25 protein-coding genes, 1 tRNA gene and 1 pseudogene are annotated in these 26,179 nt (G+C 68.5%); 6 read left to right on the top strand and 21 right to left on the bottom strand.

Annotation, left to right across the window (positions count from 1 at the left end; all coding sequences use genetic code 11):
* Positions 1-62: 62 nt before the first annotated feature.
* The 20 genes from aroA to AC1U7O_RS05950 all read right to left on the bottom strand — a co-directional run bounded on the left by aroA (position 63) and on the right by AC1U7O_RS05950 (position 19,843).
* A complete protein-coding gene (gene aroA / locus AC1U7O_RS06045; RefSeq protein WP_479893736.1) occupies positions 63-1,382 on the bottom strand; it encodes a 3-phosphoshikimate 1-carboxyvinyltransferase in 1,320 nt (439 codons plus the stop codon).
* 4 nt (positions 1,383-1,386) lie between these two features.
* The gene (locus AC1U7O_RS06040) at positions 1,387-2,259 is read right to left on the bottom strand and encodes a prephenate dehydrogenase (protein WP_479893735.1); all 873 of its coding nucleotides are present in this window, start codon (positions 2,257-2,259) and stop codon (positions 1,387-1,389) included.
* A gap of 64 nt (positions 2,260-2,323) precedes the next feature.
* Positions 2,324-3,337: a 3-deoxy-7-phosphoheptulonate synthase gene (gene aroF / locus AC1U7O_RS06035; protein ID WP_479893734.1), complete on the bottom strand. Its 1,014-nt coding sequence runs from the start codon at positions 3,335-3,337 to the stop codon at positions 2,324-2,326.
* Complete coding sequence (gene hisC, locus AC1U7O_RS06030; protein WP_479893732.1) at positions 3,334-4,437, bottom strand: histidinol-phosphate transaminase; 1,104 nt, start codon at positions 4,435-4,437, stop codon at positions 3,334-3,336. Before hisC ends, aroF begins: the two co-directional genes overlap by 4 nt.
* Positions 4,438-4,441: 4 nt before the next feature.
* Positions 4,442-5,524: a prephenate dehydratase gene (gene pheA, locus AC1U7O_RS06025; RefSeq protein WP_479893731.1), complete on the bottom strand. Its 1,083-nt coding sequence runs from the start codon at positions 5,522-5,524 to the stop codon at positions 4,442-4,444.
* Between the two features lie 181 nt (positions 5,525-5,705).
* Complete coding sequence (gene ruvB, locus AC1U7O_RS06020; RefSeq protein WP_479893905.1) at positions 5,706-6,683, bottom strand: Holliday junction branch migration DNA helicase RuvB; 978 nt, start codon at positions 6,681-6,683, stop codon at positions 5,706-5,708.
* Between the two features lie 61 nt (positions 6,684-6,744).
* Positions 6,745-7,269, bottom strand: coding sequence for a hypothetical protein (locus tag AC1U7O_RS06015; protein ID WP_479893730.1), 525 nt, complete (start codon positions 7,267-7,269; stop codon positions 6,745-6,747).
* 2 nt (positions 7,270-7,271) lie between these two features.
* The gene (gene ruvA / locus AC1U7O_RS06010; RefSeq protein WP_479893728.1) at positions 7,272-7,880 is read right to left on the bottom strand and encodes a Holliday junction branch migration protein RuvA; all 609 of its coding nucleotides are present in this window, start codon (positions 7,878-7,880) and stop codon (positions 7,272-7,274) included.
* A gap of 82 nt (positions 7,881-7,962) precedes the next feature.
* A complete protein-coding gene (locus tag AC1U7O_RS06005; protein ID WP_479893726.1) occupies positions 7,963-8,721 on the bottom strand; it encodes a YebC/PmpR family DNA-binding transcriptional regulator in 759 nt (252 codons plus the stop codon).
* A gap of 153 nt (positions 8,722-8,874) precedes the next feature.
* Complete coding sequence (locus AC1U7O_RS06000; RefSeq protein WP_479893725.1) at positions 8,875-9,168, bottom strand: hypothetical protein; 294 nt, start codon at positions 9,166-9,168, stop codon at positions 8,875-8,877.
* A gap of 6 nt (positions 9,169-9,174) precedes the next feature.
* Positions 9,175-10,074: a hypothetical protein gene (locus tag AC1U7O_RS05995; RefSeq protein WP_479893724.1), complete on the bottom strand. Its 900-nt coding sequence runs from the start codon at positions 10,072-10,074 to the stop codon at positions 9,175-9,177.
* Positions 10,071-10,811 carry a PCP reductase family protein gene (locus AC1U7O_RS05990; protein ID WP_479893723.1) on the bottom strand — a complete coding sequence of 247 codons (741 nt, stop codon included), beginning with the start codon at positions 10,809-10,811 and terminating at the stop codon, positions 10,071-10,073. The genes AC1U7O_RS05995 and AC1U7O_RS05990 overlap by 4 nt, the downstream gene beginning before the upstream one ends.
* A gap of 10 nt (positions 10,812-10,821) precedes the next feature.
* On the bottom strand, positions 10,822-11,739 hold the full coding sequence (locus tag AC1U7O_RS05985; protein ID WP_479893722.1) for a P-loop NTPase: 918 nt from the start codon (positions 11,737-11,739) through the stop codon (positions 10,822-10,824).
* Between the two features lie 147 nt (positions 11,740-11,886).
* Positions 11,887-13,734, bottom strand: a complete 1,848-nt coding sequence (locus AC1U7O_RS05980; RefSeq protein WP_479893720.1) for a GTP-binding protein — start codon at positions 13,732-13,734, stop codon at positions 11,887-11,889.
* Positions 13,734-14,531: a sulfate adenylyltransferase subunit CysD gene (gene cysD, locus AC1U7O_RS05975; RefSeq protein WP_479893719.1), complete on the bottom strand. Its 798-nt coding sequence runs from the start codon at positions 14,529-14,531 to the stop codon at positions 13,734-13,736. The genes AC1U7O_RS05980 and cysD overlap by 1 nt, the downstream gene beginning before the upstream one ends.
* 4 nt (positions 14,532-14,535) lie before the next feature.
* Positions 14,536-15,576, bottom strand: a complete 1,041-nt coding sequence (locus AC1U7O_RS05970; RefSeq protein ID WP_479893718.1) for an anthranilate phosphoribosyltransferase — start codon at positions 15,574-15,576, stop codon at positions 14,536-14,538.
* A 25-nt stretch (positions 15,577-15,601) separates the two neighbouring features.
* Positions 15,602-16,015 carry a DsrE family protein gene (locus AC1U7O_RS05965; RefSeq protein WP_479893717.1) on the bottom strand — a complete coding sequence of 138 codons (414 nt, stop codon included), beginning with the start codon at positions 16,013-16,015 and terminating at the stop codon, positions 15,602-15,604.
* A 63-nt stretch (positions 16,016-16,078) separates the two neighbouring features.
* A complete protein-coding gene (locus AC1U7O_RS05960; protein WP_479893716.1) occupies positions 16,079-16,807 on the bottom strand; it encodes a phosphoadenylyl-sulfate reductase in 729 nt (242 codons plus the stop codon).
* A 3-nt stretch (positions 16,808-16,810) separates the two neighbouring features.
* Positions 16,811-19,285: a sulfurtransferase TusA family protein gene (locus tag AC1U7O_RS05955; protein ID WP_479893715.1), complete on the bottom strand. Its 2,475-nt coding sequence runs from the start codon at positions 19,283-19,285 to the stop codon at positions 16,811-16,813.
* A 108-nt stretch (positions 19,286-19,393) separates the two neighbouring features.
* On the bottom strand, positions 19,394-19,843 hold the full coding sequence (locus tag AC1U7O_RS05950; protein WP_479893714.1) for an RrF2 family transcriptional regulator: 450 nt from the start codon (positions 19,841-19,843) through the stop codon (positions 19,394-19,396).
* A 910-nt stretch (positions 19,844-20,753) separates the two neighbouring features.
* Between AC1U7O_RS05950 and AC1U7O_RS05945 the strand changes: the two are divergent.
* The 6 genes and pseudogenes from AC1U7O_RS05945 to rplT form a co-directional block, all read left to right on the top strand.
* Positions 20,754-20,924 (top strand): annotated as a pseudogene (locus AC1U7O_RS05945) (helix-turn-helix domain-containing protein); the annotation flags it as partial.
* Positions 20,925-21,015: 91 nt separating this feature from the next.
* Positions 21,016-21,090 (top strand) — tRNA-Val (locus AC1U7O_RS05940).
* Positions 21,091-21,347: 257 nt separating this feature from the next.
* Positions 21,348-23,285, top strand: coding sequence for a threonine--tRNA ligase (thrS, locus tag AC1U7O_RS05935; protein ID WP_479893713.1), 1,938 nt, complete (start codon positions 21,348-21,350; stop codon positions 23,283-23,285).
* A gap of 41 nt (positions 23,286-23,326) precedes the next feature.
* Entirely contained in the window at positions 23,327-23,818 is a 492-nt protein-coding gene (infC, locus tag AC1U7O_RS05930; protein WP_479893712.1) for a translation initiation factor IF-3, read from the top strand.
* A 25-nt stretch (positions 23,819-23,843) separates the two neighbouring features.
* The gene (gene rpmI, locus AC1U7O_RS05925) at positions 23,844-24,050 is read left to right on the top strand and encodes a 50S ribosomal protein L35 (RefSeq protein ID WP_479893711.1); all 207 of its coding nucleotides are present in this window, start codon (positions 23,844-23,846) and stop codon (positions 24,048-24,050) included.
* Positions 24,051-24,084: 34 nt separating this feature from the next.
* Complete coding sequence (gene rplT, locus AC1U7O_RS05920) at positions 24,085-24,447, top strand: 50S ribosomal protein L20 (RefSeq protein ID WP_479893710.1); 363 nt, start codon at positions 24,085-24,087, stop codon at positions 24,445-24,447.
* A 23-nt stretch (positions 24,448-24,470) separates the two neighbouring features.
* Here rplT and pheT read toward each other — a convergent pair whose 3' ends face one another.
* Positions 24,471-26,177 carry a phenylalanine--tRNA ligase subunit beta gene (gene pheT / locus AC1U7O_RS05915; protein WP_479893709.1) on the bottom strand — a complete coding sequence of 569 codons (1,707 nt, stop codon included), beginning with the start codon at positions 26,175-26,177 and terminating at the stop codon, positions 24,471-24,473.
* Positions 26,178-26,179: the final 2 nt, after the last annotated feature.

Genomic DNA, 26,179 nt, shown 5'->3' with positions numbered 1-26,179 from the left:
GCGGCGAGCCGCCCCCGCCCCTCGCCGAGGGGAATCACCATCGTCTGAAGAGCGGGCGCTTATTATAGACCTCGCGAAGATTCTGTCAATAATTCCAAGACCTTGTCCTGGAATCCCGGAAACGAGGTGTCGATGCACTCCGCGTCCGCGATCATGACGGGCCCAGTCGCCGCCAGGGCCGCGATGGCCAGCGACATGGCCACCCGGTGGTCGCCGTGGCTCCCACAGGAGGCCTCGGCAAACCGGCGCCCCTTCACGCCGGAGATCAGGAGCCCGTCCGGACGTTCCTGGATCGCAACCCCCAGTTTCCGCAGCTCGGAGGCCATGGTCGCGATCCGGTCGCTTTCCTTGACGCGCAGCTCCTCGGCACCCGTGATGACGGTGTCGCCCTCGGCCAGCGCCGCCGCCACGCAGAGGATCGGCACTTCGTCGATCATGCCGGGGATGCGGTCGCCGGCGATCGTGATGCCCCGCAGCGGGGAGGACCGCACCCGGAGGTCGCCGATCGGCTCGCCCGCCTCCTCACGCCGGTTCAGCACCTGGATGTCCGCGCCCATCTCCAGCAGGGCGTCCAGGAGGCCGATCCTGGTCGGATTCAGTCCCACGTTCAGCAGCGTCACATCGGAACCCGGCACGATCGTCGCGCCGACGAGGAAGAAGGCCGCTGCGGAGAAGTCCCCCGGCACGCGGAGGGCAGGCGCGCCGGCCCAACCGGCAGACGGCCGTCCTCGGAGCGACAGACTGGTCCCCTCCCGGACCAGGGGAATCCCGAAGTACCCGAACATCCGCTCCGTGTGGTCCCGCGACAGCCGGGGCTCGGTGACGCGCGTCGTCCCCTCGGCGTAGAGTGCCGCGAGCAGGAGGCAGGACTTCACCTGCGCGCTCGCGACGGGCGACTCGTAGACGATGCCGCGTAGCCGGCTTCCCGTCACCGCGAGGGGCGCCAGCTCGCCGCCCTTCCGCCCGTTGATCGTCGCGCCCATCGCCCGCAGCGGCTTCACCACGCGCCCCATCGGCCGTCGCCGGATGGACGCATCTCCCGTGAGCACGGTGAAGAAGTCCTGGCCGGCCAGGAGGCCCGCGAGCAATCGTATGCCCGTCCCCGAATTGCCGCAATCGATCGGCGCCTCGGGTTCGGCCAGGCCCCAGAGCCCCTTGCCGAACACCTGCAGCCGGTCCGGCTGTTCCTCGATTCGGATGCCCATCGCGCGCAGGGCGCGCATCGTGTTCAGGCAGTCCTCGCCCCGGCCGTACCCGCAGATGGTGCTCTCCCCCTCGGCCAGGGCCGACAGGATAATCGCCCGGTGGGTGACGGACTTGTCCCCGGGAAGGGTGACCGTTCCCTTGAGCGAACCGGCGGGTTGGACGGTGAGCAGGGCCATCGGGTCACCGCACCTCCAGCCTGGCTTGCCTGGCGCGCTCCAACTCCTTTTCGATCCCCCCGCCGTCCCCCTCCCGGATGAGCTGCTTGAGCCGCCGGAGGTGGACCTCGTAGACCTCGATCAGGTGCAGGAGATTGTCCCGGTTCCAGAGGAAAATGTCCCGCCACATCTCCGGGGAGCTGGCCGCGATCCTGGTCGTGTCGCGGAGCCCGCCGCCCGCGTAGCTCAACAGGTCGACCTCCGGGGCGAGGCCGGCCCGGACCTCGTCCAGCGCCGTCATCAGGGCGAAGGCCGCGACGTGGGGCAGGTGGCTGACCGCCCCCAGCACGCGGTCATGGACCATCGGGTCCATCGTCAGCACGATCGAGCCTGCCGCCTCCCACAGCTCGCGGACGGCCTGCAGGGCCTGGGGGTCCGTCCGCCGGGTCGGCGTGAGGACGCACCGGGCGCCGTGGAACAGCTCGGGCGAGCCGGCGGCGACGCCGGTCTTCTCCCGGCCCGCGATGGGATGCCCGCCCACGAAACGCACGCCCTCGGGCACCAGCTCCTCCGCCCTCGCCACCAGCGGCCCCTTGACGCTGCCCACGTCGGTGACGATCGCGCCGCGCGCCAGGCTGCCGCCCCAGTCGCGGAGCTGCCGCTCGTAGGTGTCCACCGGCGTCGCGAGCACCACTAGGTCGGCGTCCCGCACGCCGTCGTGGGCGTCGGAGACGTACCGGTCGATCGCGCCGAGCTCGACCGCCGCCTTGAGGTTCTCGACGCGGCGGCCCACGCCGACCACGGAGTCGGCCAGGCCCCGGCCCTTCAGCACCATGCCCAGCGAGCCGCCGATGAGCCCGGCTCCGATGATCGCCACCTGCCTGAAATGGACGGTCATGCGAGGGGTATCCGCGCGGGAGAGGCGGGGGTCGGCGCACCGGCGACGCCGCCTCGGGCGGCGGTCAGATCGTGCGTCCCACGGCCTCCGCGATTTTCCGGAGGTCCTGCATCAGTTCCTTGAACTTGGTCGGCTTGATCGATTCCTCCCCGTCGCAGAGCGCCTGTTCCGGGTTGGAATGGACCTCGATGAGCAGCCCGTCCGCGCCCGCCGCGATCGCCGCCTTGGCCATGGGGGCCACCAGGTTCCACCTGCCCGTCGCGTGACTGGGGTCGACGATCACCGGCAGGTGGGACATCTCCTTCAACGCGGGGACGGCCGACAGGTCGAGGGTATTGCGGTACTGGGTCTCGAACGTGCGGATCCCGCGCTCGCAGAGCATGACGTTGCCGTTGCCGCGGGACATGATGTACTCCGCCGACAGGAGGAACTCCTTGATCGTCGCGGAGAGGCCCCGCTTCAGAAGCACGGGTTTATCGTAGGCGCCGACCTCCTTGAGCAGCTCGAAGTTCTGCATGTTCCGCGCGCCGATCTGGATGACGTCGGCCTTTTCCAGGAAGAGGTCGATGTCGCGCGGGTCCAGGATCTCGCTCACGACGGGCAGGCCGGTCTGCTTCTTCGCCTCCAGCAGGAAGTCCAGCCCCTCCCGCCCCAAGCCCTGGAACGAGTAAGGCGAGGTGCGCGGCTTGTAGGCCCCGCCGCGCAGGATGCTGCCGCCGGCGGCCTTCACTTCGTGGGCGATGCCCACGGTCAGCTCCAGTTTCTCGACCGCGCAGGGGCCGGCCATGATGGCCAGTTTCTTCCCCCCGACCTTCACCCCGTGCACGTCGATGACCGAGTTCTCCTTCTTAAACTCGCGGCTCACGAGCTTCCAGGGCGCCAGGATCGGCGTGACGCTCTCGACCCCGGGGAAGACGGTCAGGGGCTGGTTCTGGAGGATGCGGTCGTCCCCGATCACGCCGATGATCGTCCGCTCCTCACCCTTCGAGATGTGCGGCTTGAGCCCGAGCTCGCGCAACCGGTCTAAGACGTGCTCGATCTCCCGCTCCGTGGCCTCCGGTTTCAACACGATGATCATGATGGCCTCGTTGGCTGCGGCTGATGGTTCAGAATGGCGCGCAACGCCGACAGGAAACGCCGGTTCTCCTCGGGGAGCCCGACGGTGACGCGCAGCATGCGCCCTTCGATGTGCCGGATGATAACGCCCTCCCGCAGGAGGGCCTCGAAGACGGCCCGTCCGTCCCGGCCCGAGTCGAAGTACAGGAAGTTCGTCTCGCTGGGGAGCGGGGAGAAGCCCAGGGCCTCGAGCTCCCGGCGCAGCGTTTCCCGCTCCTTGACGTTCAAGGCCCGGCTCCGGGCCACGTGGTCCTCGTCGTCCAGCGCCGCGAGCGCGGCCCGCTGGGCCAGGCTGTTGGCGTTGAAGGGCGGGCGGATCCGGTTCAGATAGCCGGCGATCTCCGGCGTGGTGAGGCCGTAGCCGATCCGAAGGCCGGCGAGTCCGTAGACTTTGGAGAAGGTCCGCAGCACGATCGCAGGCCGGCCCCGCTGCACGTACCCCAGACTGTCGGGAAAGTCCCGGCTGGTCACGTATTCGTAATAGGCCTCGTCGAAGACGACGACGACGTCCTCCGGCACGCGGGCCATGAGGGCCTCCACCTCCGCCGCGCCGACCATCGTGCCGGTCGGGTTGTTCGGGTTGCAGACGAACAGCAGTCGGGTCCGGGGCGTCACGGCGCCCGCCATGGCCGCGAGGTCGTGGCGCCCCTGCTTGAGCGGCACGAGGACCGGCCTGGCGTGCGCCGCGGTGACCTCCATCCGGTAGATGACGAAGGTCTGGTCCGCCATGACCGCTTCGTCCCCCGGCGAAAGGAAGGTGCGGGCGAGCAGCCCGAGGAGCTCGTCGGACCCGTTGCCGAGGATGACCTGCTCGGGCGAGACCTTCCAGCGCTCGGCGAGGGCGCCCCGCAGCCGGAAGGCGCCGCCGTCCGGGTAGCGATGAAGCGTCGCGGCCGCCTCCGCCAGCACGGCCAACGCCTTGGGCGAGGGGCCCAGCGGATTCTCGTTGGAGGCCAGCTTGACGACGGACTGGAGCCCCAACTCCCGTTTTAGCTCCTCGATGGGCTTGCCCGGGCTATAGGGCGTGAGCGAGGCGATATCCTGGTGGACGCGCAGCGGCATGGTGTCAACTGTGGGCGGGGTACGACCCCAGCACCTTGAAGAACAGGCAGCGGCCCTTGACCTCCTCGAGGGCCTTCTTTACGCGCTCCTCCTCGGCGTAGCCCTCGAGGTCCACGAAGAAGATGTACTCCCAGGCCTTGCGTCGGGAGGGCCGGGACTCGATCTTGGTGAGATTCAGCCCGTGCGACGCGAAGGGCCGGATCAGGTCGTAGAGGGCGCCGACGCGATCCTTGACCGACAGCATCACGGAGGTTTTGTCCTTGCCCGTCCGCTCCGGGGCCTTCTTGGAGAGGATGAGGAAACGGGTCACGTTGTTGATGTTGTCCTCGATGCGCGCCTTCACCACCTTCAGGCCGTAGAGCTCGGCCGCCAACTCCGAGGCGATCGCCGCGGCCGACGGCTCGCTCCCACAGAGCTCGGCGGCCCGGGCCGTGCTCGGCACCTCCGCGAGCGGCACCTGGGGCAAGTTGCTCTCCAGCCAGTGGCGGCACTGGGCGATCGCGTGAGGATGGGAGTAAATTTTCTTCACGTCCTCGATCCGCCCGGAGCGGGACAGCAGGTGGTGCGAGACTTCCTGCAGCACCTCGCCGTAGATCAGGAGGTTGGAGTCGATGAACATGTCCAGGGTGTGGTTCACCACCCCCTCGGTCGAGTTCTCGATCGGCACCACCCCGAAGTTGGCTCGCCCGCGCTCGACTTCATCGAAGACGTCCTTGATCCCGTTCACCGGGAGGTACTGGGCAGACGATCCGAATTTCTGGATGGCGGCCAGATGCGTGAAGGTCGCCGGGGGGCCCAGGTAGGCGACCTTCTGCATGCCCTCCAGCGAGAGGGAGGCCGACATGATCTCCCGGTACACCGGCCGGATGGCCTCGTTCGGGAAGGGCCCGGGATTCCGGCTCGTCAACCGCTCGACGATCTCCGCCTCTCGCGCCGGGGTATGGAGGTGGGCGTCGGCCCCCGCCTGCTTCTTCAGCTTGCCGATCTCGATCACTTGCTTCGAGCGTTCGTTGAGGAGGCGTAGGATCTCGTCGTCGAGCCGGTCGATCTCGGCGCGAAAGGCCTGAATGTCCTTCTGTCCACTCACGGACGCTCCTCCAGGGAAAGACGACGGACGGCCAGAAGAAAGAAGGGAATTTTACTCGACAAACCAGGTCTTTGCAAGGTTTTTCAAGGAGATTTGCAGGATCGGCTGGTGGGAGCCCCCGCCGGAGGGGCGAAGCGGTTGGGGAGTGCCCTGTGGGCCCGATCGGCGGGAGAGTTTGCGCTTATCCCAATAAATCCCTTGTCTTTCCAAAGTGTTCATAGCAGAGCCTGGTCGCCTGGCGCCCCCTGGCCGTCCGCTCCAGATAGCCCGATTGGATCAGGAACGGCTCGTAGACATCCTCCAGCGTGGCCCGCTCTTCGTTGACGGCTGCGGCAAGGGAGTCGATCCCCACGGGCCCTCCGCGGAACTTTTCCAGGATCGCCGACAGGATCTTTCGGTCCATCTCGTCGAACCCGGCGCCGTCGACCCCCAGCCAGTCGAGGGCTTGACAGGCCACGTCGAGCGTGACCCGACCCGCCGCCTTGATCTCGGCGAAGTCCCGGACGCGCTTGACCAAGCGGTTGGCGATGCGGGGCGTGCCCCTGGCCCGCCGTGCGATCTCCGCCGCGCCCTCCGCCTCCATCGGGACGCCGAGCAGGCCGGCCGACCGCGTGACGATGGCCTGCAGCTCGGCCGGCTGGTAGAAGTCCAGCCGGTGGACCAGCCCGAACCGCTCGCGGAGCGGGGAGGTCAGGGCGCCGGCCCTGGTCGTCGCCCCGACCAGGGTGAAGCGGGGGAGGTCCAGCTTGATCGTCCTGGTGGACGGCCCCTGGCCGATCACCAAGTCAAGCTGCCCGTCCTCCATCGCCGGATAGAGGGCCTCTTCGACCGCCGCGGGCAGGCGGTGGATCTCGTCGATGAAGAGGACGTCGCGGTCCTGGAGGTTCGTGAGGATGGCCGCAAGGTCGCCGGCGTGGGCCAGGACGAGGCCGGAGGTGGACCGGATGGCCACGCCCATCTCCCGGGCGATCACATGGGCGATGGTCGTCTTGCCCAGGCCGGGCGGACCGTAGAAGATCGCATGGTCGAGCGCCTCGCCGCGCCGCCGGGCCGCCTCGATACAGACCCGGAGCGACTCCTTCATCCGGGCCTGGCCGACGTACTCGTCCAGCGTCTGGGGCCGGAGCGTCGCTTCGACCCCGCGCTCATCGTCCGTCATCTGGTTCGTCACAATCCGATCGGCCACGGGCTCCTGCTCCCGCTGGGAAGGCGCGGGACGCCTACCTCTCCGGCTGGCTCGGCGCGGGTCTATACTTACGCCCAGGCTCCATGGCCCCCTGCCCGGGGGTGGGGAGGGTGCCGGCGCAGTCGGGCGGACAGCGCACCCCGCCCTGCGTCGGGTCCGGCAGTCCTCCTTCCAGGGCCGGCAACTGGCATTGGCTCAGCCGGCCGCCATCCAGGCCCCCGCATCGGGCGGGGACCAGGGAGGAACCGACCTCCCGATAGCCCTCGGGACAGGCCCCGCAGACGGCCAGGAGGTTGGCGCCGAGGGGGACGCAGTGAACCAACGTCGGGTCGTCCCCCCGGCAGATGTTGGGGTCGGCCGTCACGCCGGTGGTCGCATAGCCGGACGGACAGGACCCGCAGACGAACCCCGGCCCCTGCCGCCCCGCTTGCCCCCCCGGTCCCGACGAGGCGGGACCGACCGGCAGCCCTGCGGCCAGCAACGCCGCCAGAACGACCCGTCCGCCACCCCGTCGCCACCAGAGGCACCGGCCGGGAAGGCGTCGCGCGCGCTGTCTCATGCTCACCCCTTGGCCAACGCCCGGAGCACTGCGCGGATCAGGTCCTTGAGCGCCGGCGGGGCCGCGCTCCTCTCCAGCACCAGCTTGATCGCCGCCGTGACCTCGCTCGCCCTGTACCCCAGGTTCACCAGCGCGGACAGGGCGTCGTCGTGGAGTCGCCCCGCCTGGGCCTGCTGCGGCTCGATCGGCCTCGTCGCGGTGGGATGGAGCCGCTCCAGCTTGTCCTTGAGCTCCAGCGCGATCCGCCCCGCCGATTTCTTGCCGATACCCGGCACCGTGGCCAGCTTGTCGAGATCCCCGGCCTGGACCGCCGAGATCAGGTCCGGCACCGAGAGGGCGGACAGGACGCTCAAGGCCAGCTTGGGGCCGATGCCGGAGACGCCGGTCAGGAGCAGGAAGGCGCCCTTCTCCTCCGTCGAGCCGAACCCGTAGAGCTGGATGGCATCCTCCCGGAGGTGGGTGTGGATGTGCAGGGACGCGACCTCGTCGGGGTCGGGGAGGGCGTAGTAGGTGCTCAGGGGAATATGGACTTCGTACCCGACGCCCTGGACATCGAGCGTGACGAGCGAGGGGGCCTTGCAGGCGAGCCGGCCGGTCAGCGCGGCAATCATGAAGCCGTGAGTCTTGGGTGAATGGTCGTGCGTGTCCCCGACCCGCAACTTCGCACTGGCGACCGCACACTCGCCGCTCGCGTCAGCCGGCGGCCGCCGCGACCTTCTCCATGATCTCGTCCGGAATGTCGAAGTTGGCGTGGACCTTCTGGACGTCGTCGTGGTCGTCGAGGACCTCCATGAGCTTGAGCATCTGCTCGGCCGCCTTCTCCTCGAGCCGGATCGTGTTCTGCGGGACGAAGGTCACCTCCGCGAGGCTCGTCGGGATGCCCGCGTCGGCGAGGGCCTTTTTGACCGCCTCGAAGTCCTGGGGAGACGTGAGCACCTCATAGGCCTTCTCGCCCGCCTTCACGTCCTCCGCACCGGCCTCCAAGGCCAGGCTGATCAACCGATCTTCGTCGACCTTGGCGCGCTCGACGACCAGGAGTCCCTTCTTGTGGAATTGCCAGGACACCGCGCCGGCCTCGGCCATGTTGCCGTTGTTCTTGGTGAGGAGGCTGCGGATCTCGGCGACGGTCCGGTTCCGATTGTCGGTCGTAATTTCCAGCAGGAGCGCCGTCCCGCCGGGACCGTAGCCTTCGAGCGAGAATTCCTCGTAGGTCACGCCCGGCAGCTCGCCCGTCCCGCGCTGGATCGCCTTTTTCAGGGTGTCGCCCGGCATGTTGGCGTCCTTGGCCTTGGCGATCGCGAGGCGGAGGCGCGGATTGTGGTCCGGGTCTCCACCGCCCTGACGGGCGGCGATGGTCAACTCCCGGATGATCCTCGTGAAGATCTTGCCGCGCTTGGCGTCCTGCGCGGCCTTGTGGCGTTTGGTGGTGGCCCAGTGGCTATGGCCGCCCATGGTGGCTCCCTCCCGATCCGGCCGACGACCCGCCGAAATCGGCGCAAATCGGCGGACTCTCGATGCTTTTTACCTTGTCTGGTGCAGCTTCTAACACAGACCCCGAAGGGGTGTCAACGGAGCCGGCGGCCCGCAGGACCGCGCGGCGCGGCGTCACTGACGCCCGGCCCGAGCCCTGGCGGTCCGTACCGCGTCGGTCACGCTCCAGATCGCGACCACGAGCACGAGCAGGCTGCCGAGCAGGAAGCGGGAGAGGTCCGCCGGCGGGGCGCCCGCAAGTGCGTCGAGGAGGGTCGGGGTCACGCCGAAGCCCGCATCCACGAGCAGCACGCCGAGCAGAAACCCCGTCCCCCGGCCCCATCGGCGATTGTAGAACTGCCCCAGCCCCGGCAGCAGGCCCGACAGGAGGCCGGCGATAGCCGGACGTGGACGGCGTCCGACGCCCATGGAGCCTCACTCCGAGTACAGCAGCAGGTCCACGCCGATCAGGCAGATCAGAGCGGCCCAGGCCAGGTCCCAGCGCGAACCCACCGAGGAGGGCCCGCCCGGTGCAGGCCGCCCGCCGCCCCAGCCGGGAATCAACTTGCAGGCGCCGGCCGAAATGGCCATGGTGCCCATGATGGCGTGGTGCACGGCGATCTTGTGGGCGGCCGGATGCGCGCCGTGGCTGTGCAGGAAGAGCAGCAGCCCGCCGACGATCGCGAAGACGGGGAGGGGGGCCCGCCAGAGTCCGTGCCGGACCCGCCCCAGATGCCGGAGCAACTCGATCGTGCCGACCGTGAGCAGGAGCACGGCGTAGAGCTTGTGCTGCAGGATCTCCGTGTCGCCGGAGGTCAGGGTCTGCACGAGACTCATGGAGCCGATCGGCCACGCCTCGTGGTCGCTCCAAATCAGCAGAAACCCGCCGGCGGCGAGCATCGCCGCCGGGAGGAGAAACCGGCTCCAGGCGAGGACGGGCAGGGCGAGGGCGCTGCGGACTTCGGTCAGCCCGATCAGGACGACGAGGGCACCGGCGAGGTGGTGGTTGAACTCGGAATAGGCCTTCCCCTCGGCGGAGCCCTCCCATCCCCCGGCGGCGACGCCATGGGCATGGTGATGGGCCTCCGCCGACGCCGCGGCACCCGGCGCGCCGCCGCTCATCTCAGCCCCGGGTTCCGGGGTTGCGCCGCTCAACCACAGGGCCAGCAGCGACAGGCCGGCCACGGTCGTCACCAGGCTGTGCGCCGTTCTCAGTCGCGTCCGCATATCGGTCACGTCCTCTCCCGTCTCCGGCCCCCACACAACAAGGCCCATCCGGCTGTCCGGATGGGCCTGCTCGTCCCGTACCTCGCGCTTCGCCCCGCGCCAACTCACATGAACTTCATGAACTTCTCTTTGGCCTCGTCCATGACCTGGGCCGTGATCGTGGCGGCGCCCCGCTCCTTCGCCAGCCGCTCGATCTCCCTGCGCGCCATCGGCCGGATGAAATCGGGGATGTTCTCCAGGCGCTTCTCGGCCTCGGGTGTCCATGTGACGCCGTTCGAGTCGTTCTTGGAATCGTCCATCACCTGCAACGTGATCGTCGTGTACCCCTGCTTGCGCGCATAGGCCTCGACGCTGCCCTGGACCATCGGCCGGACGAAGGCGGGCAGCCGCTCCAGCTTCTCCCGCGCGTCCGGCGTCCAGGTGAACTCGGCGGGGGCGGCTCCCGCCGGGGTACCGGAAGAGGTCAGGCCCATCTGGGCCACCATGGCGGAGAAGGGACAGCCGCCGGGTTTCTCGCCCTCGACCTTGGCCGCGGGCGCAACGGCCGCCGCCGGCTTGCCGGCCCCGATCTTCTCGTTGAGATAGTCGGCCATCTGGCCGGGACCCGGCTGCGCTTCGCGCTTGAGCGTCCCCCTGGTCATCTCGAAGGGCTCCGCGGCGGCGCTCCGGCCGCCGAGCTGGACGCCCAAGGAGCTCACCATCTGCGTCTCGCCCGGGTTCGTCACCATCGAGAACTTCGCCCCGCAGGAGGGACAGCCGAAGAACACCCCGAGCGAGCCCTCGGCGGGTTTTTCGACCTTCTCGAAAGACATGTAGGTTTCGCAGTTCAGGCAGACGAATTTCATGGTGGACTCCTTACAGCTTCTCCGCCAGCACCCGCTTGTACTGGAGCAACGCCTGAAGCCGCTCGGCGATCTCCTGGTAACGCCGGACCGTGGGGTAGGCGTCGTCGAGCAACGGCTGCCCCCGATCGAAGGTGCGGGCCAGCGTCCGGTCGAAGGGAATGCGCCCGAGCAGCGGGACGTCGAGCACGTCGCACATCGCCTGGGTATCGCCCTCGAACAGCTCGTGCTCGGCCCCGCAGGTCGGGCAGCGGTAAACGCTCATGTTCTCGACCATGCCCAGGACCTTGATTCCCATGTCGCGCGCGTAGGTCACCGACTTCTGGACGACCTCCGAGGCGACTTCCGACGGCGTCGTCACCACGACCGCGCCGGCCAGGTCGGGGATGAAGCTCGCCATCACCGGCGGCTTGTCCGCGGCGGCGCCGGGCGGGAGGTCCGTCAGCAGGTAGTCCAGTTCGCCCCAGACGACGTCGGCGAGGAACTCCCGGATGACGTTCATCTCCATCAAGCCGAGCCAGACCGGGCTCAGGTCCATCGGCCCTTTCCAGCGGACGGGCGAGCCGGCGCCGAGGAAGAAGTCCATGGAGGCGACCTTCACGCCCAACGGCCCGGCCGGGGGCAGGGCGCCCTCCGCGGTGATCGTCATGGCCCGGCCGGCCATCCCGAGCATGCGCGGGACGCAGGGCCCGTTCAGGTCCACGTCCAGAAGCCCGACCCGGTTGCCCAGGCGGGCGAGGGCCAGCGCGAGGTTGACGGTGGTCATGCTCTTGCCGACCCCGCCCTTCCCGCTCATGACGACGAGCTTGTTGCGGATGCCGGCCATGCGGCCCTGCACCTGCCGCATCTGCTCGGTGATCTGCTGGATCACCTTGGCGTCGTCGGCGTACTGGAGCTTGCCCAGGATCGCTTTGAGGTCCTTGTCAGCCATGCGGGTGCCTCTCGGGCGAGGGGTGCATGCGCCGCCCCCCTCTTATGACGTGCGACCGTGGAGGGTAACCGTAGCACAGCGGTTTCCGGCCCGTCAAACCGGCCGGCCGGCCGCCCGCCTCCGTGCCCCATGCTCGGCGGTGAGCGGTTAAATGGAATACTGAAACACCGGCTTCGCGCCGATGGCATGGGCGAGCACGCCCCGACGCTTCAGCTCGTCGAGGATCCGCCGGGCCGCCTCGTCGAAGTTCTGGGGCCCGACGAAGTGCAGATCCGTGTCGGGCGGCGGCTCTTCCTGCGCCTTGCTCATGTGGATGGCCACGACCGGCGTGGGATGGACCAGCGTCCGGATCGTCTGGGCCGCCAGGCGATAGGCGTTGGCGAAGGTCTTGGTGGTGGTGACGACGATCAGGCCCGTGTCGGTCAGCAGTCGGGCGACCTCTCCATAGCGCCGCATCGTCTCCATCGTGGCGGCCCGGTCCGCCGCCGCCAGGTCCGCGTCCAGGCCGCGCTGGAGGTTTTCACCCTCCAGGAGGTAGGCATGCCGCCCTTCCGCCACCAAGAGCGACTCCAGCTTGCGCGCCAGGAACGACTTGCCCGTGTGCGGCGCGCCGGTGAACAGAACGACCGCGGCCCGGTGACCGTAGTGCCGGGCCCGGTCCTCGGGACGCACCTCCCCCTTGACCCAGGCGAAGTCGCGCCGCCGCGCCTCGTCCCGCAGGGACTCCTGCTCGTCGTGCACCAGTTCGGTGATGATGCCCCCGCCGGCGATGTCGTATTCGTCCACCAGGACGAACCGGCCCGTCGCCTCGAACGCGCTCGCCGGGTCGAACGCGATCGGGGCCTTGGTCCGGATCGTCAACTCGGCGACCTGGTTCCGGCCGACCGCGTTCCCGCCCTGCTGCTGGGCCAGGTCGGTCGCATCCACGATGCGGTGGATGATCGCGACCCGACACTCGACCTCGCGGGTCGCGAGCCGGAGGACGTACCGACGCTCCGGCTCCAACGGCCGGCGGCCCAGCCAGAAGAGGTTCGCGCGGAAGACGGTGGACACGAAGGGCAGGGCGTCCTGGTGGGAGGCCAGCTCGCCGCGCTCGACGAAGATCTGCTCGTCCAGGGTCACGCCGACGGACTGCCCGGCCTGCGCCTCGGTCGGCGGCGGCTCGATGTTGAAGGCCTCGATCGACTTGACGTTGGCCGTCTTGTTCGAGGGGGAGAAGACGAGCCGGTCGCCGACGCGCAGGCGGCCGGCCGTGATCCGGCCGGCGATGATCCGCCGCGCGTCGAACTTGTAGACGTCCTGGACCGGAAAGCGGAGCGGCAGCTCGGCGCGGGCGGCCTCCTTGCGGAAGCCCCCGAGCGTCTGGAGCACCGTCGGCCCGCGGTACCAGGGCATCCGCTCGCTGCGCGACACGATGTTGTCGCCCTGCTTCGCGCTGACGGGGACCATCTGCTCGGGCACCACCTTGAGCTGGCCGAGGAAGTCCCGGTATTCCTTCTCGATGGCCTGGAAGACATCCTCGCGGTACCCGACGAGGTCCATCTTGTTGACCACGACAGCCACCTGCCGGATCCCGAGCATCGAGAGCAGGTAGCCGTGCTTCTTCGACTGCTCCCGCACGCCCTCCAGCGCGTCGATCAGCAGCAACGCCGCCTCGGCGCGCGCGGCGCCGGAGATCATGTTCTTGAGGAACTCCTTATGGCCGGGGGCGTCGATGATGATGTACTGCCGGCCCTGCCAAACGAAGAAGGTCCGGGCCGTGTCGATCGTGATGCCCTGCTCCTGCTCCTCCAGGAAGGCGTCGAAGAGGAAGGCGTACTCGAACTCCTTGCCCTGCTGGCGGCAGATGGCCTGGACCTTCTCCAGCTTGCCGTCGGGGAGCGAGCCGGTGTCGGCGTAGAGCCGGCCGAGCAGCGTGGACTTCCCGTGGTCCACGTGGCCGACGATGACGATGTTCAGGTGCTCGCTGGGCCCGGGTTGGGCGGTGGCGCTCATCACATGTAGCCTTCCTTGCGCAGCAGCTCCATGCCGCGCCCCTCGTCCTGGGCGCGGCCCGCGCGCTCCGCGACCGTCGTCGTGCGGAGCTCCGCGATGATGTCGTCCACGGTCGCGGCGGTGGACTTGATGGGGAACGTGCAGGGGGCGCAGCCGAGGCTCCGGTAGCGGGTGCCGTCGCCGCGGTCCAGGTAGAGATCTATGAAGGGGATGCTTTCCAGCTTGATGTATTCCCAGATGTTGATCTCCGTCCAGTCCAGGAGCGGATGGATCCGGATGTGGGTCCCGGGCGGGAAGGTGGTCTTGTACTGGTCCCACAGCTCCGGCGGCTGGTCCCGGAAGTCCCACTCGTTGTTCTTGTCCCGGGGCGAGAAGTACCGCTCCTTGGCCCGCGTGCCCTCCTCGTCCGCCCGGACACCGAGGATGATGCCCGTGTAGCCGCCCTCCTCGATGAGCTGCTTCAAGCCCTCGGTCTTGAGCGCCGTGCAGCAGACGACCCGGCCCTTCGTGTGGTTCATCCCCTCGGCGAGCGCCTTGCGGTTCATGCCGACCTTGAGGTTGAGCCGCCACTCGCGGGCGAGTCGGTCCCGGTACTGGATCATCTCGGGGATCTTGTAGCTCGTGTCCACGTGCAGCAACGGAAAAGGGACATGGCCGAAGAAGGCCTTGCGCGCGAGCCACAGCAGCACGGTCGAGTCCTTCCCCATGGACCAGAGCATGGCGAGGTTGTCGAAGTGCTTGTAGGCCTCCCGCAGGATGTAGACGCTCTGGTCTTCCAGCTCGCGCAGGTGTTTCATGGTTTCACGCGGGGTTGACGGGTGAGGGGTGATGCCGGCTGGCCGCCTCCACCAGCTTGCGGGCGGCGTCCCCGGACTCCAGCGCCCGCGTGACCAGGGGCACCGCCGCGGAAATGGAAGGGGCCCGGCCGGAGGCGTAGAGGAGCAGGGCGGCGTTCAGCAACACCCAGTCCCGCGCCCCGCCCCGCACTTGATCGGCCAGCAGGCGCCGGAGCCACGCGCCCTCCTGATCCCGCTTGGCCATGTCCTGAGAATGGCCGCCGGGCATCCCGACGTCCTTGGGCTGGAGGGCGAGGGGAATCGTCCGTTCTCCGGAGAGTTCCAGGACCCTGGTCACGCCGGAGATGGACAGCTCCGGCGCGCCTTCGACGCCGCGCAGGATGAGCGCCCGCCGGCAGCCCAACATACCGAGGGCCTCGGCCACCTTCTCCAGGTAGGCTTGGTGGGAGAAGCCGAGGACCTGGGCTCCGGCCCTGGCCGGGTTCAACATCGCGGCGATCGGCTCGACGATGCTCCCGACTCCGAGTTCCCGACGCAGCTCCAGGAACCGGGCCAGCGGCGGATGGTAGAGCGCAAGGTCCAGGTAGGCAAAGCCGCTGCCCGCCAGCGCCTCCCCGGCCTGGTCGGGGGTCAGGTCCGTGGCGAGACCCAGCTCGGACAGGACCCGGGAAGGGCCCGGTCGCTCCGGCAGCGTGTCCGCGCCGTGCATCAGGACCGCCGCCCCGGCCGCGACGGCCACGAGCGCCGCCCCGACGGAGGCGTGGAAGGTGTCCTCCTTCCCGGCATAGACCGGCAGGTCCACCAGGGCCAGCGCGGCCGGCCGGCGCAGCGGCGCGACATACTCGCGGGCCGCGGCCGTGCAGGCGGCCAGCTCCGTCACCGACTCCACCTTGAGCCGCAGGGCGAGCAGGAACGCTCCGGTCTGCGCGGGCGTGGCCCGCCCCTCGATGAGGAGCCGCATCGCCTGCTTGGACTCCTCCCACGTCAGGTCCTTGGACTCCCTGGGACCTTTGCCGATCTTGGCGATGAAGGCCTGCATGCTCATGCGAGGGCGACGTTCCTTCTCCGCCTCAAAACGTCAGGACCCGGTCCGCCGGCGTCACTTCTTCCTTCCAGAAGGCCTCGGCCCGCTGGACCTCGTCCAGCTCCGGAATGAGCTGGCGCACGTCGATGTCGAACCGCTCCAGCGACTCGCGGCAGACGGAGAACTTCGCGTCCCCCTTCTCCTTGATCCGACGCAGAAGGGCCGGCAGGTCGTGCTGGCCCGCCTGGCGGAGCAGCTCGCGGACGCGGGACTCCCGGCCCTTGTAGGCTTCCGACAGGGTGAGGTCCTTGACCTTGTCCTGGGTCAGCCTGGCCGCCGCCTCGTCGCGGAACAGCAGGCTCACTTGCGCGCCGGCCTCCGCGGCGATCCGCGCCAGCTCGCAGGCCTGGAGCACGTTGTTGTACGCCCCTCGGGTCACGATCACGGCCAGCTTTTTCATGCCTCCTCTCCAACCTCACGAAGCGCTCAGCCCGCGGCGTGGCTCGAGGCTGATTGGCGAAGATTACTTATGCAGCCCGCACTCGGTTTTTCCCAGGTTCTTCCAGCGGCCCGAACGGGGATCCTCCCCCGGCAGGACCGGCGCGGTGCAGTGGGTGCACCCGATGCTGGGATAGTGTCGGTCGTGCAGCGGGTTGTAGGGCACCTCGTGGACCCGGATGTAGGTCCAGACGTCGGTCCACGTCCAGCGGGCGAGCGGGTTGAACTTGACCAGATGGAACTTCCGGTCCCATTCCACCAGGCCGGCATTGGCCCTCGTCGGCGCCTGATCGCGCCGGATGCCGGTGATCCACGCGGAAAAGGCCGAGAGCGCGCGGCCGAGCGGCTCCACCTTCCGCAGCGCGCAGCAGCGGTCGGGATCGCGCGCCCAGAGGGCCTCGCCGTACTCCGCCGCCTGCTGCGCCGGCGTCAGCCGCGAGGTCACCCGCAGGATCTGCTCCGGTCGAAGCCGGTACCGTTCCACGATCCGGTCGCGCAGCGCGTAGGTTTCCGGGAACAGGAAATCCGTGTCGAGGTAGAGCAGCGGCGTCGCCGGCCTGATCCGCTGGATCATGTCCAGCAGCACCACGTCCTCCGCCCCGAAGCTGCAGGCGAGGACGATTCGGGAAGCGTACCGCTCCAGCGCGTGGGCGAGCACCGCCTCCGGACCTGCCGACTCGAAGGAGTCGCTCAACGCCCGCAGGTCCTCGTCGGACGGCCGGCCCACCGCGGTCCTGTCCCCGTCGGCGCCCATGCCCTAGCCCTCCACCTTCTCGACGAGCACCTTGAAGTGGGCCGCCTCCGGCTCCAGGGGCTCCTCCGCCAGGACCCTGTGGCCGTCGTTCCTCAGGCTCATCGGCACGTTCTTGATCGGATCGCCCGCGTCCAGCCAGACCTCGAGGCGCTCGCCCGCGTCCATGAGCTCCAGCTTGAGTTTGGTCTTGACGTAATTGAGCGGGCACATCACGCCGCGCAGGTCGAGCACCGGCACGGCCTCGGCCGGCGTCTGGGGCATCTCTTCCGGCTGAGGCGCCGGAGCCGTCGGCACGGCCTCGGCCTTGACCTCGGCCAGCTTCAGGTCCTTGCCCATCGCCTCCGTGGCCCGCCGGCAGACCTCCACGAACCCGCGGGCGAACGTGATCTTGGCCTGCACCCACTCCGTCGTGACCTCCTTCGGGCCGAGGTCGCCGAGCTGGTCGCCCAGCCGCCGGTACTCGGGGGGGATGGCGCCCTTCCCCGCGAAGCAGCGCTCGAACTCGGCAAAAGTCTCCGCGTCGGTGGCGGGATCGATGCCCTCCGTGACCAGGAGGGCCTTGGCCGCGGCCAGCACCGCGCGGTAGGCCTTGTTGACGGCGAAGGCATGCTGGTGCTTCTCCGCCTGCAGCCGGGCCTGGTACAGCTCTTGGTCCGCCTCCAGGATGCGGTTGTCGATCATCTCCAGCGCGCCGCCGGCGCACTCGCCGGGGCCCAGGTCCTCCAGGACGAATTCCTCCTCCCCCTCCCAATCGTAGTAGTAGCTCGGGTCCTCCGCGAAGGAGGGCACGATCGTGAAGGGGATCAGCTCCTCCTTGAGCGCGGCCTTGCCGACGCGCTTGATGAAGGCGAGCAGCGATTCGCCCGGCCGCCGGTCGCGGCGATAGACCTCGACGAGGTGCCCGACCGCGGCGGGGACGTTCTTCGCCGGCAGCTTGACCGTCATCTGGCCGATGGTCGCCGTGCCGTTGACGCCTCCGCCGAGGTGCAGCTCGTAATGGGGCGCGACATGGTCGCCGATGCGCTTGCCGACCCCGTGCAGCCCGATCGTCGCGATGTGGTGCTGCGCGCAGGAGTTGTGGCACCCGCTGATCTTCACCGTCACGTCCTTGAGGTCTTCCGGCACCCGGCCGGGCGGGAACACCTCCGCCATGGCGCGGGCCAGCCCCTTGGACGACGTGATGCCGAGCCCGCAGGTGTCGGTCCCCGGGCAGGCGGTGATGTCCTCGACGAGTTCGGCGCCGGGATCGCCCAGACCGGCGGCGGCCAGCTCCTCGTAGAGCGATTCCAGGGCCGATTCGGGCACCCACCGGATGATGAGGTTCTGGTTGATCGTCGTCCGCAGGTTGCCGTTGGCGTAGCGTTCGGCCAGGTCCGCGACGAGGTTCATCTGCGCGGCGGTGATGTCGCCCATCTGCAGCTTGACGATCGCGGCCGCGTAGCCCGCCTGCTTCTGCCGGACGACGTTCGTCCGCTCCCACATCTGGAAGGGCGTCTCCTCCCCGGAGCGGCCGTGGCCGTTGCCCCCATCCCGGGCCTTGGCGCTCGCCGAGGTCGGCATGATGAGCGGCGGCCGGTCGTCGTGGCTGAGCCACGTCGTCGGCCCGCGGTCGGGCCGCGCGTGGCCCATCGCGACATAGGCCTCCTCCCAGCGGCGCGCGAACTCCTCGAAGCCGAGCTTGTCGATGACGAACTTCATGCGCGCCTTGTGGCGGTTCTTGCGGTTGCCGAGCGAGTCGAAGACCTTGATCACCGCCTCGATCGAGGGGATCAGCTCCTCCAGGGGCACGAAGTCCCGCAGGACCTGGGCGATCCGCGGCGTCGAGCCCAGCCCGCCGCCGACGGCCATGCGGAAGCCCAGCGCACCGTCCTCGCGCCGGACCGCGAGCAGGCCGATGTCGTGGATCGGCGTGAGCGCACAGTCGTGCCGGCAGCCGGAGAAAGCGATCTTGAACTTGCGCGGCAGGCTCTGGTTCAGGGGATTTCGCAGCAGGTGCAGCGCCACGGTCTTCGCGTAGGGTGTCACGTCGAAGACCTCGCCCTGGCAGACGCCGGCCAGGTGGCAGGCCGTCACGTTGCGGACGGTGTTCGCGCAGGCCTCCCTCGTGGTCAAGCCGACTTCCGCGAGCAGCCGCATCATCGTGCCGACGTTGTCCAGGTCCACGAAGTGAAGCTGGATATCCTGGCGCGTGGTGACGTGGCCGACGCCGGTCGCGTAGGCGTCGGCGAGCTGCGCGACGCGGCGCACCTGGTTGGCGGTGAGGCCGCCGAACGGAATCTTGATCCGGAACATCTGGACGCCGGGCTGCCGCTGTCCGTAGATGCCGTGCTGGAGACGGAAGGGCTTGAAGATGTCCATCGAGACATCCCCGGCCCGCAGACGCGCCACCTCGGCCTCGAAGGCCTCGATCTCCTCGAGGATCGCGGGGGGGACGGGCGTCGTCTGGATCTCGACCGGATGGGTGGTCTGGGGAGTCATGGGACTGTCTCCGTTGAAGATGAAGATGGAGGGAGTGACGATTTCACCGACCGGCACGCCTTCAACCGGTCATTCCTCGATCCGTCGATCACCCGATCGTCCATGCCTTCAGATGTGATACATCAAGGCCTGGGTCTGTTGGAGTTCCCGGTGGCGGTCCACCAGGTCTTTCAACGTCACGCGGCTCAGGACGTCCAGTTCCGCCTGGCGCACCCGCTCCCAGACCGGACCCAGGAGCCGGTCGGGCTTTACCTTCTCCCGCCCCCGACGGACCGTCCCGCCGCGTTGGGTCGGCCCCAGCGGCCCGTCCAGCGTTTCCAACATCTGTGTCAGCGACAGTTCCTCCGGACGTTTGCTCAGCAGATAGCCGCCCTGTGCACCCCTGAGACTCTCGACCACGCCCGCCTGCTTGAGGGCGTGGAGGACCTGTTCCAAAAATCGAAAGGGGATCCCCTGTCTTTTGGCGATGGCCCTGGCCTGGACCGGAGCACTCTCCTCGTGGAGCGCCAAATCCACGCAGGCGAGGATCCCGTAGGTCGCTTTAAGAGAAACCCTCATCCGGCACGGAGATCCATGATATTTGAGTTTTCCGATAGGATTAGCAATTCGATGCCCACTGTATAGCCCGGCCGTTGCCGACCTGTCAAGTCCCCCGTGACTGAGCCTGGCAGGTGGATGCCTCCTCCTCTTCCGCATTGGCCTTCTGGGCGAGGTCGCCGTGCCGTTCCCGAAGTCCCGGCGGCCGGAGCGGATCGCTCCCGATTTTTTCCTGGAAGGACGGGAACAATTTTCCGAGCTACGTTCCGTCGCTCGCCCGCCGTTTACGCCATGTCACGACATGGACTGGTGGCGCGAGAGGCTGTTTCCCAACCTGAGACGGCGGCCGTCCACAACGTGTGGCGGTGGGTCCATGCGCCGCCACGCAAGCGAGGCGGATGGCATCCTCGTTGCACACGCGGCGCCGCGATGGGCGATGGTTTTTCCCGTTGACAGGCGTCGATCTTGGCGTGATAATCCCGCCCTCTTCTTCCGAGGTGCCTTCATGGCAAGTCGGCCATCCGCGCTGAACGTGCTCCTCCTGAGCACGGATCCCGACCTTCAAGCCCAGCTCAAGCAAGACCTCAAAGAGGCCAGCGTGACCGTCGCGAAGGATTGGTCCGCCGGCACTCGCACCCCCGGCAAACATCCCTTCGACATCGTGATCCTGGAGACGAAACGGAATGTGTCCAGCGAGGTCGGCGACGTACAGCGCGCGATCGACCCCCTGCGGACGGTCATCTTGGCCGGCCCGCGTTCGGTCCTCCGCCACGTCTCCGGGGCCGTGCAGGCCGTGGCCCGTCGCAACGGCCGCCTCGGGTCGGCGGCGGCCCACGGGGGGCCCAACCTGGAGGACTTCATCGAGGCCAAATTCGGCGAGTTCGTCAAGGGGATGAAGAGCAGCTCGGCCCGCAACCTCCACCCGATGTTGATCAAGGCCGTGGAAAAACCCCTGATCACCCTGGCGCTCAAGGAGACGAACGGCAACCAAATCCAGGCCGCTCAGCTCCTGGGGATGAACCGCAACACGCTCCGCAAGAAGATCGCCGACCTGCGCATTCCCGTCACCCGCAGCCGGACCCAGCGAGCGGCGCGGGCCTGACCGGGACGGCGCGACTCCGACCCCGTCCCGGCACGGGCGGATCAACCTTGACAGGCTTGAAGAGACTGGATTAGCATGGCCGCGGACGTTTAGGCGCGTAGCTCAGGGGGAGAGCGCTACCTTGACACGGTAGAGGTCGACGGTTCAAGACCGTCCGCGCCTACCACCTCCGCCGAGGGCTTCAGCCCAGCCACGAACCCGTCGGACTTTTCCCTCGCGGCAACAGACGCGGCCTGACGTGCTGCCGGAGCAACGGGACCCGCGGGCGAGCGGGTCAGGGCCTCGGCGCGGGCGGCATGATCGGCCGGCCCTGGTCCGCGCGCGACGCAACGCGGGCCGGCGCGTAACCGTTCCGCCCTCCACGGGGATGCTCCGCGACGGGGGGACGACTGTCATTAGATGTAGGATGGTTCGTCGGATACCATGGCGACCGCGGTGACTCAGATTTCGGTGACGCTCCCGGACGGAGCCCGTCGCACCGTGCCCGTCGGCGCGACGGCGGCGTCGGTGATTGAGGCGGCACTCGGCGCCGACGCGGCGGAGGTCGTGGCCGTGAAGGTCAACGGCGTCCTCCGGGACCTCGATGTCGCCTTGACCGAGGATGCGGCGCTGGAGCCCGTCACCTTCGACGAGCCGGACGGCCGGGAAGTCTACCGGCACAGCAGCACCCACATCATGGCCCAGGCCGTCAAGGAGGTCTTCCCCTCCGCCCAACTCGCCATCGGGCCGGCCATCGAGGAGGGCTTCTACTACGACTTCGCCTTCGAGCGGCCCTTCACGCCGGAGGACCTGCAGAAGATCGAGGCGAAGGTGCAGGACATCCTCAAGGCGAACCACCCCTTCAGGCGCCGGGAGATGCCGCGCGAGGAGGCGATCCGGTTCTTCCGCGAGCGCGGCGAGCTGTACAAGGTGGACATCCTGGAGTCCATCGAAGAGCCGACCGTGTCTCTCTACAGCCAGGGCGAGTTCGTGGACCTCTGCCGCGGGCCGCACGTCCCCTCGACCGGCCGGGTTCGGGCGCTGAAGCTGCTCACCACCGCCGGCGCCTACTGGCGCGGCGACGAGCGGAATCCCATGCTGCAGCGGATCTACGGCACGTCGTTCCCGACCCAGGCCGCGCTCGACGCCCACCTGGCCAAGCTGGAGGAGATCAAGCGGCGCGACCACCGCAAGCTGGGCAAGGAACTCGACCTGATCACGATCCAGGACGAGATCGGCCCGGGGCTCGTGCTGTGGCATCCCAAGGGCGCGCTCGTCCGGCTGCTGATCGAGAACTTCTGGCGGGAGCACCATCTCAAGCAGGGCTACCAACTGGTCTACTCCCCCCACGTCGCCCGGCTGGACCTGTGGCGGACCAGCGGCCACGTGGACTACTACCGGGAGAACATGTTCGCCCCGATGCAGGTCGAGGCGAGCGAGTACCAGCTCAAGCCCATGAACTGCCCCTTCCACATCATGATTTACAAGTCCCACCTCCGCAGCTACCGGGACCTCCCGATCCGCTACGGCGAGCTGGGCACGGTGTACCGGTACGAGCGCACGGGCGTGCTGCACGGGCTGCTGCGGGTCCGCGGGTTCACCCAGGACGACGCGCATCTGTTCTGCCGTCCCGACCAGATCGAGGAAGAGGTCAGCCGGGTCCTGGACTTCACCTTCTTCGTGCTCCGCACCTTCGGCTTCTCCGAGTTCGAGGTCTACCTCTCCACCAGGCCGGAGAAGGCGGTCGGCTCGCCGGAGCACTGGGCCCAGGCCACCGGAGCCTTGGAGGCCGCGCTCAAGGGGCGGGGAATCGCCTACGCGGTGGACCCGGGCGAGGGGGTGTTCTACGGCCCGAAGATCGACATCAAGATCAAGGACGTGCTCGGCCGCGCCTGGCAGTGCTCCACGGTCCAGGTGGACTTCAACAACCCCGAGCGGTTCGACCTGGCCTACACCGGCGAGGACGGCAAGTCGCACCGGCCGATCATGATCCACCGGGCCCTCATGGGTTCGATCGAGCGGTTCTTCGGTATCCTGGTCGAGCACTACGCCGGCGCCTTCCCCACCTGGCTGGCCCCGGTGCAGGCGCTCGTCCTGCCGATCAGCGAGCACCAGCACGCCTACGCCCTGCGGGTCACGGAGCGGCTGCGGGCGGCCGGGCTGCGCGCGGAGGCCGACCTGCGGAACGAGAAGGCGGGCTACAAGATCCGCGAGGCCGAGAAGGCCAAGATCCCCTACATGCTGGTGGTCGGCGCCCGCGAGCAGCAGGCGGAATCCGTGTCCGTGCGCAAGCGGGGCGGCGAGGACCGGGGCGCCACGCCGGTCGCGGACGCCATCGAGATGATTCGGGCCGAGGCCGCGGGCGTCGGTCAGGTGCGGTAACCCCTTTACAGGCGAGGTGCGGTATCGTTCCCAAGCTGCGCGTGAATCGTGAGATCAGGGTCCGGGAAGTGCGGGTGATCGGCCCGGAGGGGGAGCAGCTCGGCATCCTGCCCACGCCGGATGCGTTCCGGAAGGCTCAGGAGCTGGGCTACGACCTGGTGGAAGTGGCGCCCACCAGCCAACCGCCCGTCTGCCGGATCATGGACTATGGCAAGTACAAGTATGAGCTGAGCAAGAAGGAGCACCAGAGTCGTCGGCACCAGAAATCCACCCAGGTCAAGGAGATCAAGCTCCGGCCGAAGATCGACAAGCACGACCTGGAGATCAAGGTGCGGCAGATCAAGGGCTTCCTGGCGGAGGGCAACAAGACCAAGGTCACGGTGAACTTCCGCGGCCGCGAGATGGCCAACCAGGAGCAGGGGCGGACGATGATCGCCAGCGTGATCGAGCAACTCTCCGAAGCCGGCACGGTCGAGATCCCCCCGCGGATGGAGGGCCGGAGCCTCATCATGATCGTCGCGCCGAAGGCCTGACGCACGGCGAGAAAGGACTCTCAGCATGGCGGGCAAGAAGTTGAAGACGCACAGCGGAGTGAGCAAGCGGTTCCGGCGCACCGGCAGCGGCAAGATCGTCAGGCGCAAGGCCGGGCGACGCCACCTGCTGACCGGCAAGCCGCGGGACCGCAAGCGCCGGCTCTCCGGCAGCGTGCCCGTGGACGCCACCATGGCCGCGTCGGTCGGAAAGCTGATGCCGTACAACCAGTAACGGACGCTCTCAGCAGAGCGAAGGAGTAGGAACGATGCCCCGCGTAAAAGGCGGTCCGAAGACCAGGCAGCGTCGCAAGAAGCGGTTGAAGCTCGCGAAGGGCCAGTACGGCGCGAAGAGCCGGCTCTTCCGCACCGCCACGGAATCCGTGGACAAAGGACAGACCTACGCCTACGTCTCGCGGCGCAAGCGCAAGCGGGACTTCCGGCGGCTCTGGGTGGCCCGCATCAACGCCGCGGTGCGCGCCCACGGCCTCACGTACAGCCGGTTCATCAGCGCGCTAAAGAAGGCCAACGTCCTCCTCGACCGGAAGGTCCTGTCCGACATGGCCATCAAGGACGAGGCGGGGTTCGCGCGGCTGACCGACTTGGCCAAGCAGCAACTGGCCGCAAGCTGACGACTCCCGCCACCGACCATCCTTCACCGCTTTCCCGCCAGCCGGTCCACCTGGAGCTCGAACGCGACGGTCGGCATGCCGATCTGCCAGCGTTCGAGCACGTCCGGGTGCAGCTCCCCGATCAGCCCCACCGCCGCGCCGTCCACGACGATCCGCCCCGCCCGTCCCTCGAGGAATGAGGGGTGCGGCACCGCCTCCAGACTGTAGGGCTGGTCCAGGTAGTACATCAGCAGGTCCAGGCAGGAGTGCGCTTCGGAGAAATTGGCCGACGCATGGGCGATGAGCACTCCCAGCATCATGAGTGTCCGCGAGCCCAACTCCTCCTCCGGCGAAGGCACCGCGACCTCGCCGACCTCGAAGATCCGGTGCGGGTAGAAGGCCCGCGGGGAGGCGGCCTCGACGCGCAGGAGCGAGGGCAGCGTCCACTGCCGCAGGCAGCCGTAGCTCTGCGACATGACGTTGTCCACCTCCACCACGCGGTCCCACTCGGTGCCGGCCAGGCGCATCCGCTCGACGAGGTCCTGGCGCGAGGCGAGGATGTTCGAGATGATCTCCTCGCCCCCCATCCCGATCAGGAGCTGGCGGACCCGGTCGGCCCACTGCTCGACCCGCGACAGCCCCCCGACCGTGAAGGCGGAGGGCATCACCGGCGCGAAGCTCCCGTAGCCGCGACTGATCGCCACGTCCTCCACCACGTCCACGGCGTGCATCAGGTCGTTGCGGTAGGGCGGGAGCTTGACCGTCACCTTGTCCCGCGAGGCCTGGACCTCGCAGCCGTACTCCTCCAGTGCCTGGCGGATGTCGGCCGCGCTGAGCGTCTCGCCGAGCGCCGCCTGGATGGTCTTGACCGGCACGGCGCGCGGCTTCCCGAAGTCCGTCGGCGTCCGGAGGACCTTCCCCAGCTTCGTCGCGGTCGGGTAGACGACCTCGACCGGCTCGATGACGGCGCCGCGGTCCGCCAGGTTCACCGCCAAAATGTTCAGCGTGAGCAGGACCATCGGGAGGTCGGTCCCCGTGACCTCCACGAACAGCTCCGTGTCGCCCACCCGCACCTCGCCGATCTCCCGGCTGTTGATGACGGGGGGCAGCGACAGGACCTGGCCCTCCTCGTCCCGCAGGAGCGGCACCCGGTCGTGGCCGGCCAGGATCGGACCGTACTCGATCCCCTTCGGGTGCACGCTCAGGATCTCCCGCAGCGTGAGTTTTTCCTCCAGGCCCAGGGGCGTGAATTTGGCCTCGTCCGGCTTGACCAGGCCATAGGTCACGGGGAAGACGATCGGCGGCAGACGGTAGAGGCCGATCGACACCGTCCGCCGCTTGCGGCCGTAGACGTCGGCCAGTTTCTCCTGCGTCTGGATGAGCTGGGCCAGTCCCTCCGCCGTGACGGCATAGCCCCGGGCGGCGCAGGCCGCCACGTAGGGGCGGACCGTTTCGAGCCCCGGCGAGACGACCAGCCGGCGCAGGGAGGAGGCCGCCGCCCCGGAGAAGAAGGGGTAGGCCTTGGGCGCGCGCGCCAGCTTGAACCGGACCTGGCGGGCGATGCCCTCGCAGCACCAGAGGTCGGGCCGGTTGCTGTCCTGCAGCTCGACCCGCAGCTCGCCGCTATCCTGGTCCCGGTCCTTGACTTCGCCCTTGACGAGGGGGAGCCAGGCCTCGAGCTGCTCCGGCGTCACGGGGCCACGGCCCAGGAGCTGCTCGAAATCCTTCAGGTTGATCGAAATCGTCGGCATGG

The organism is Candidatus Nitrospira neuquenensis (genome assembly GCF_979578155.1).
This window is presented reverse-complemented; position numbering and strand designations above follow the sequence as displayed.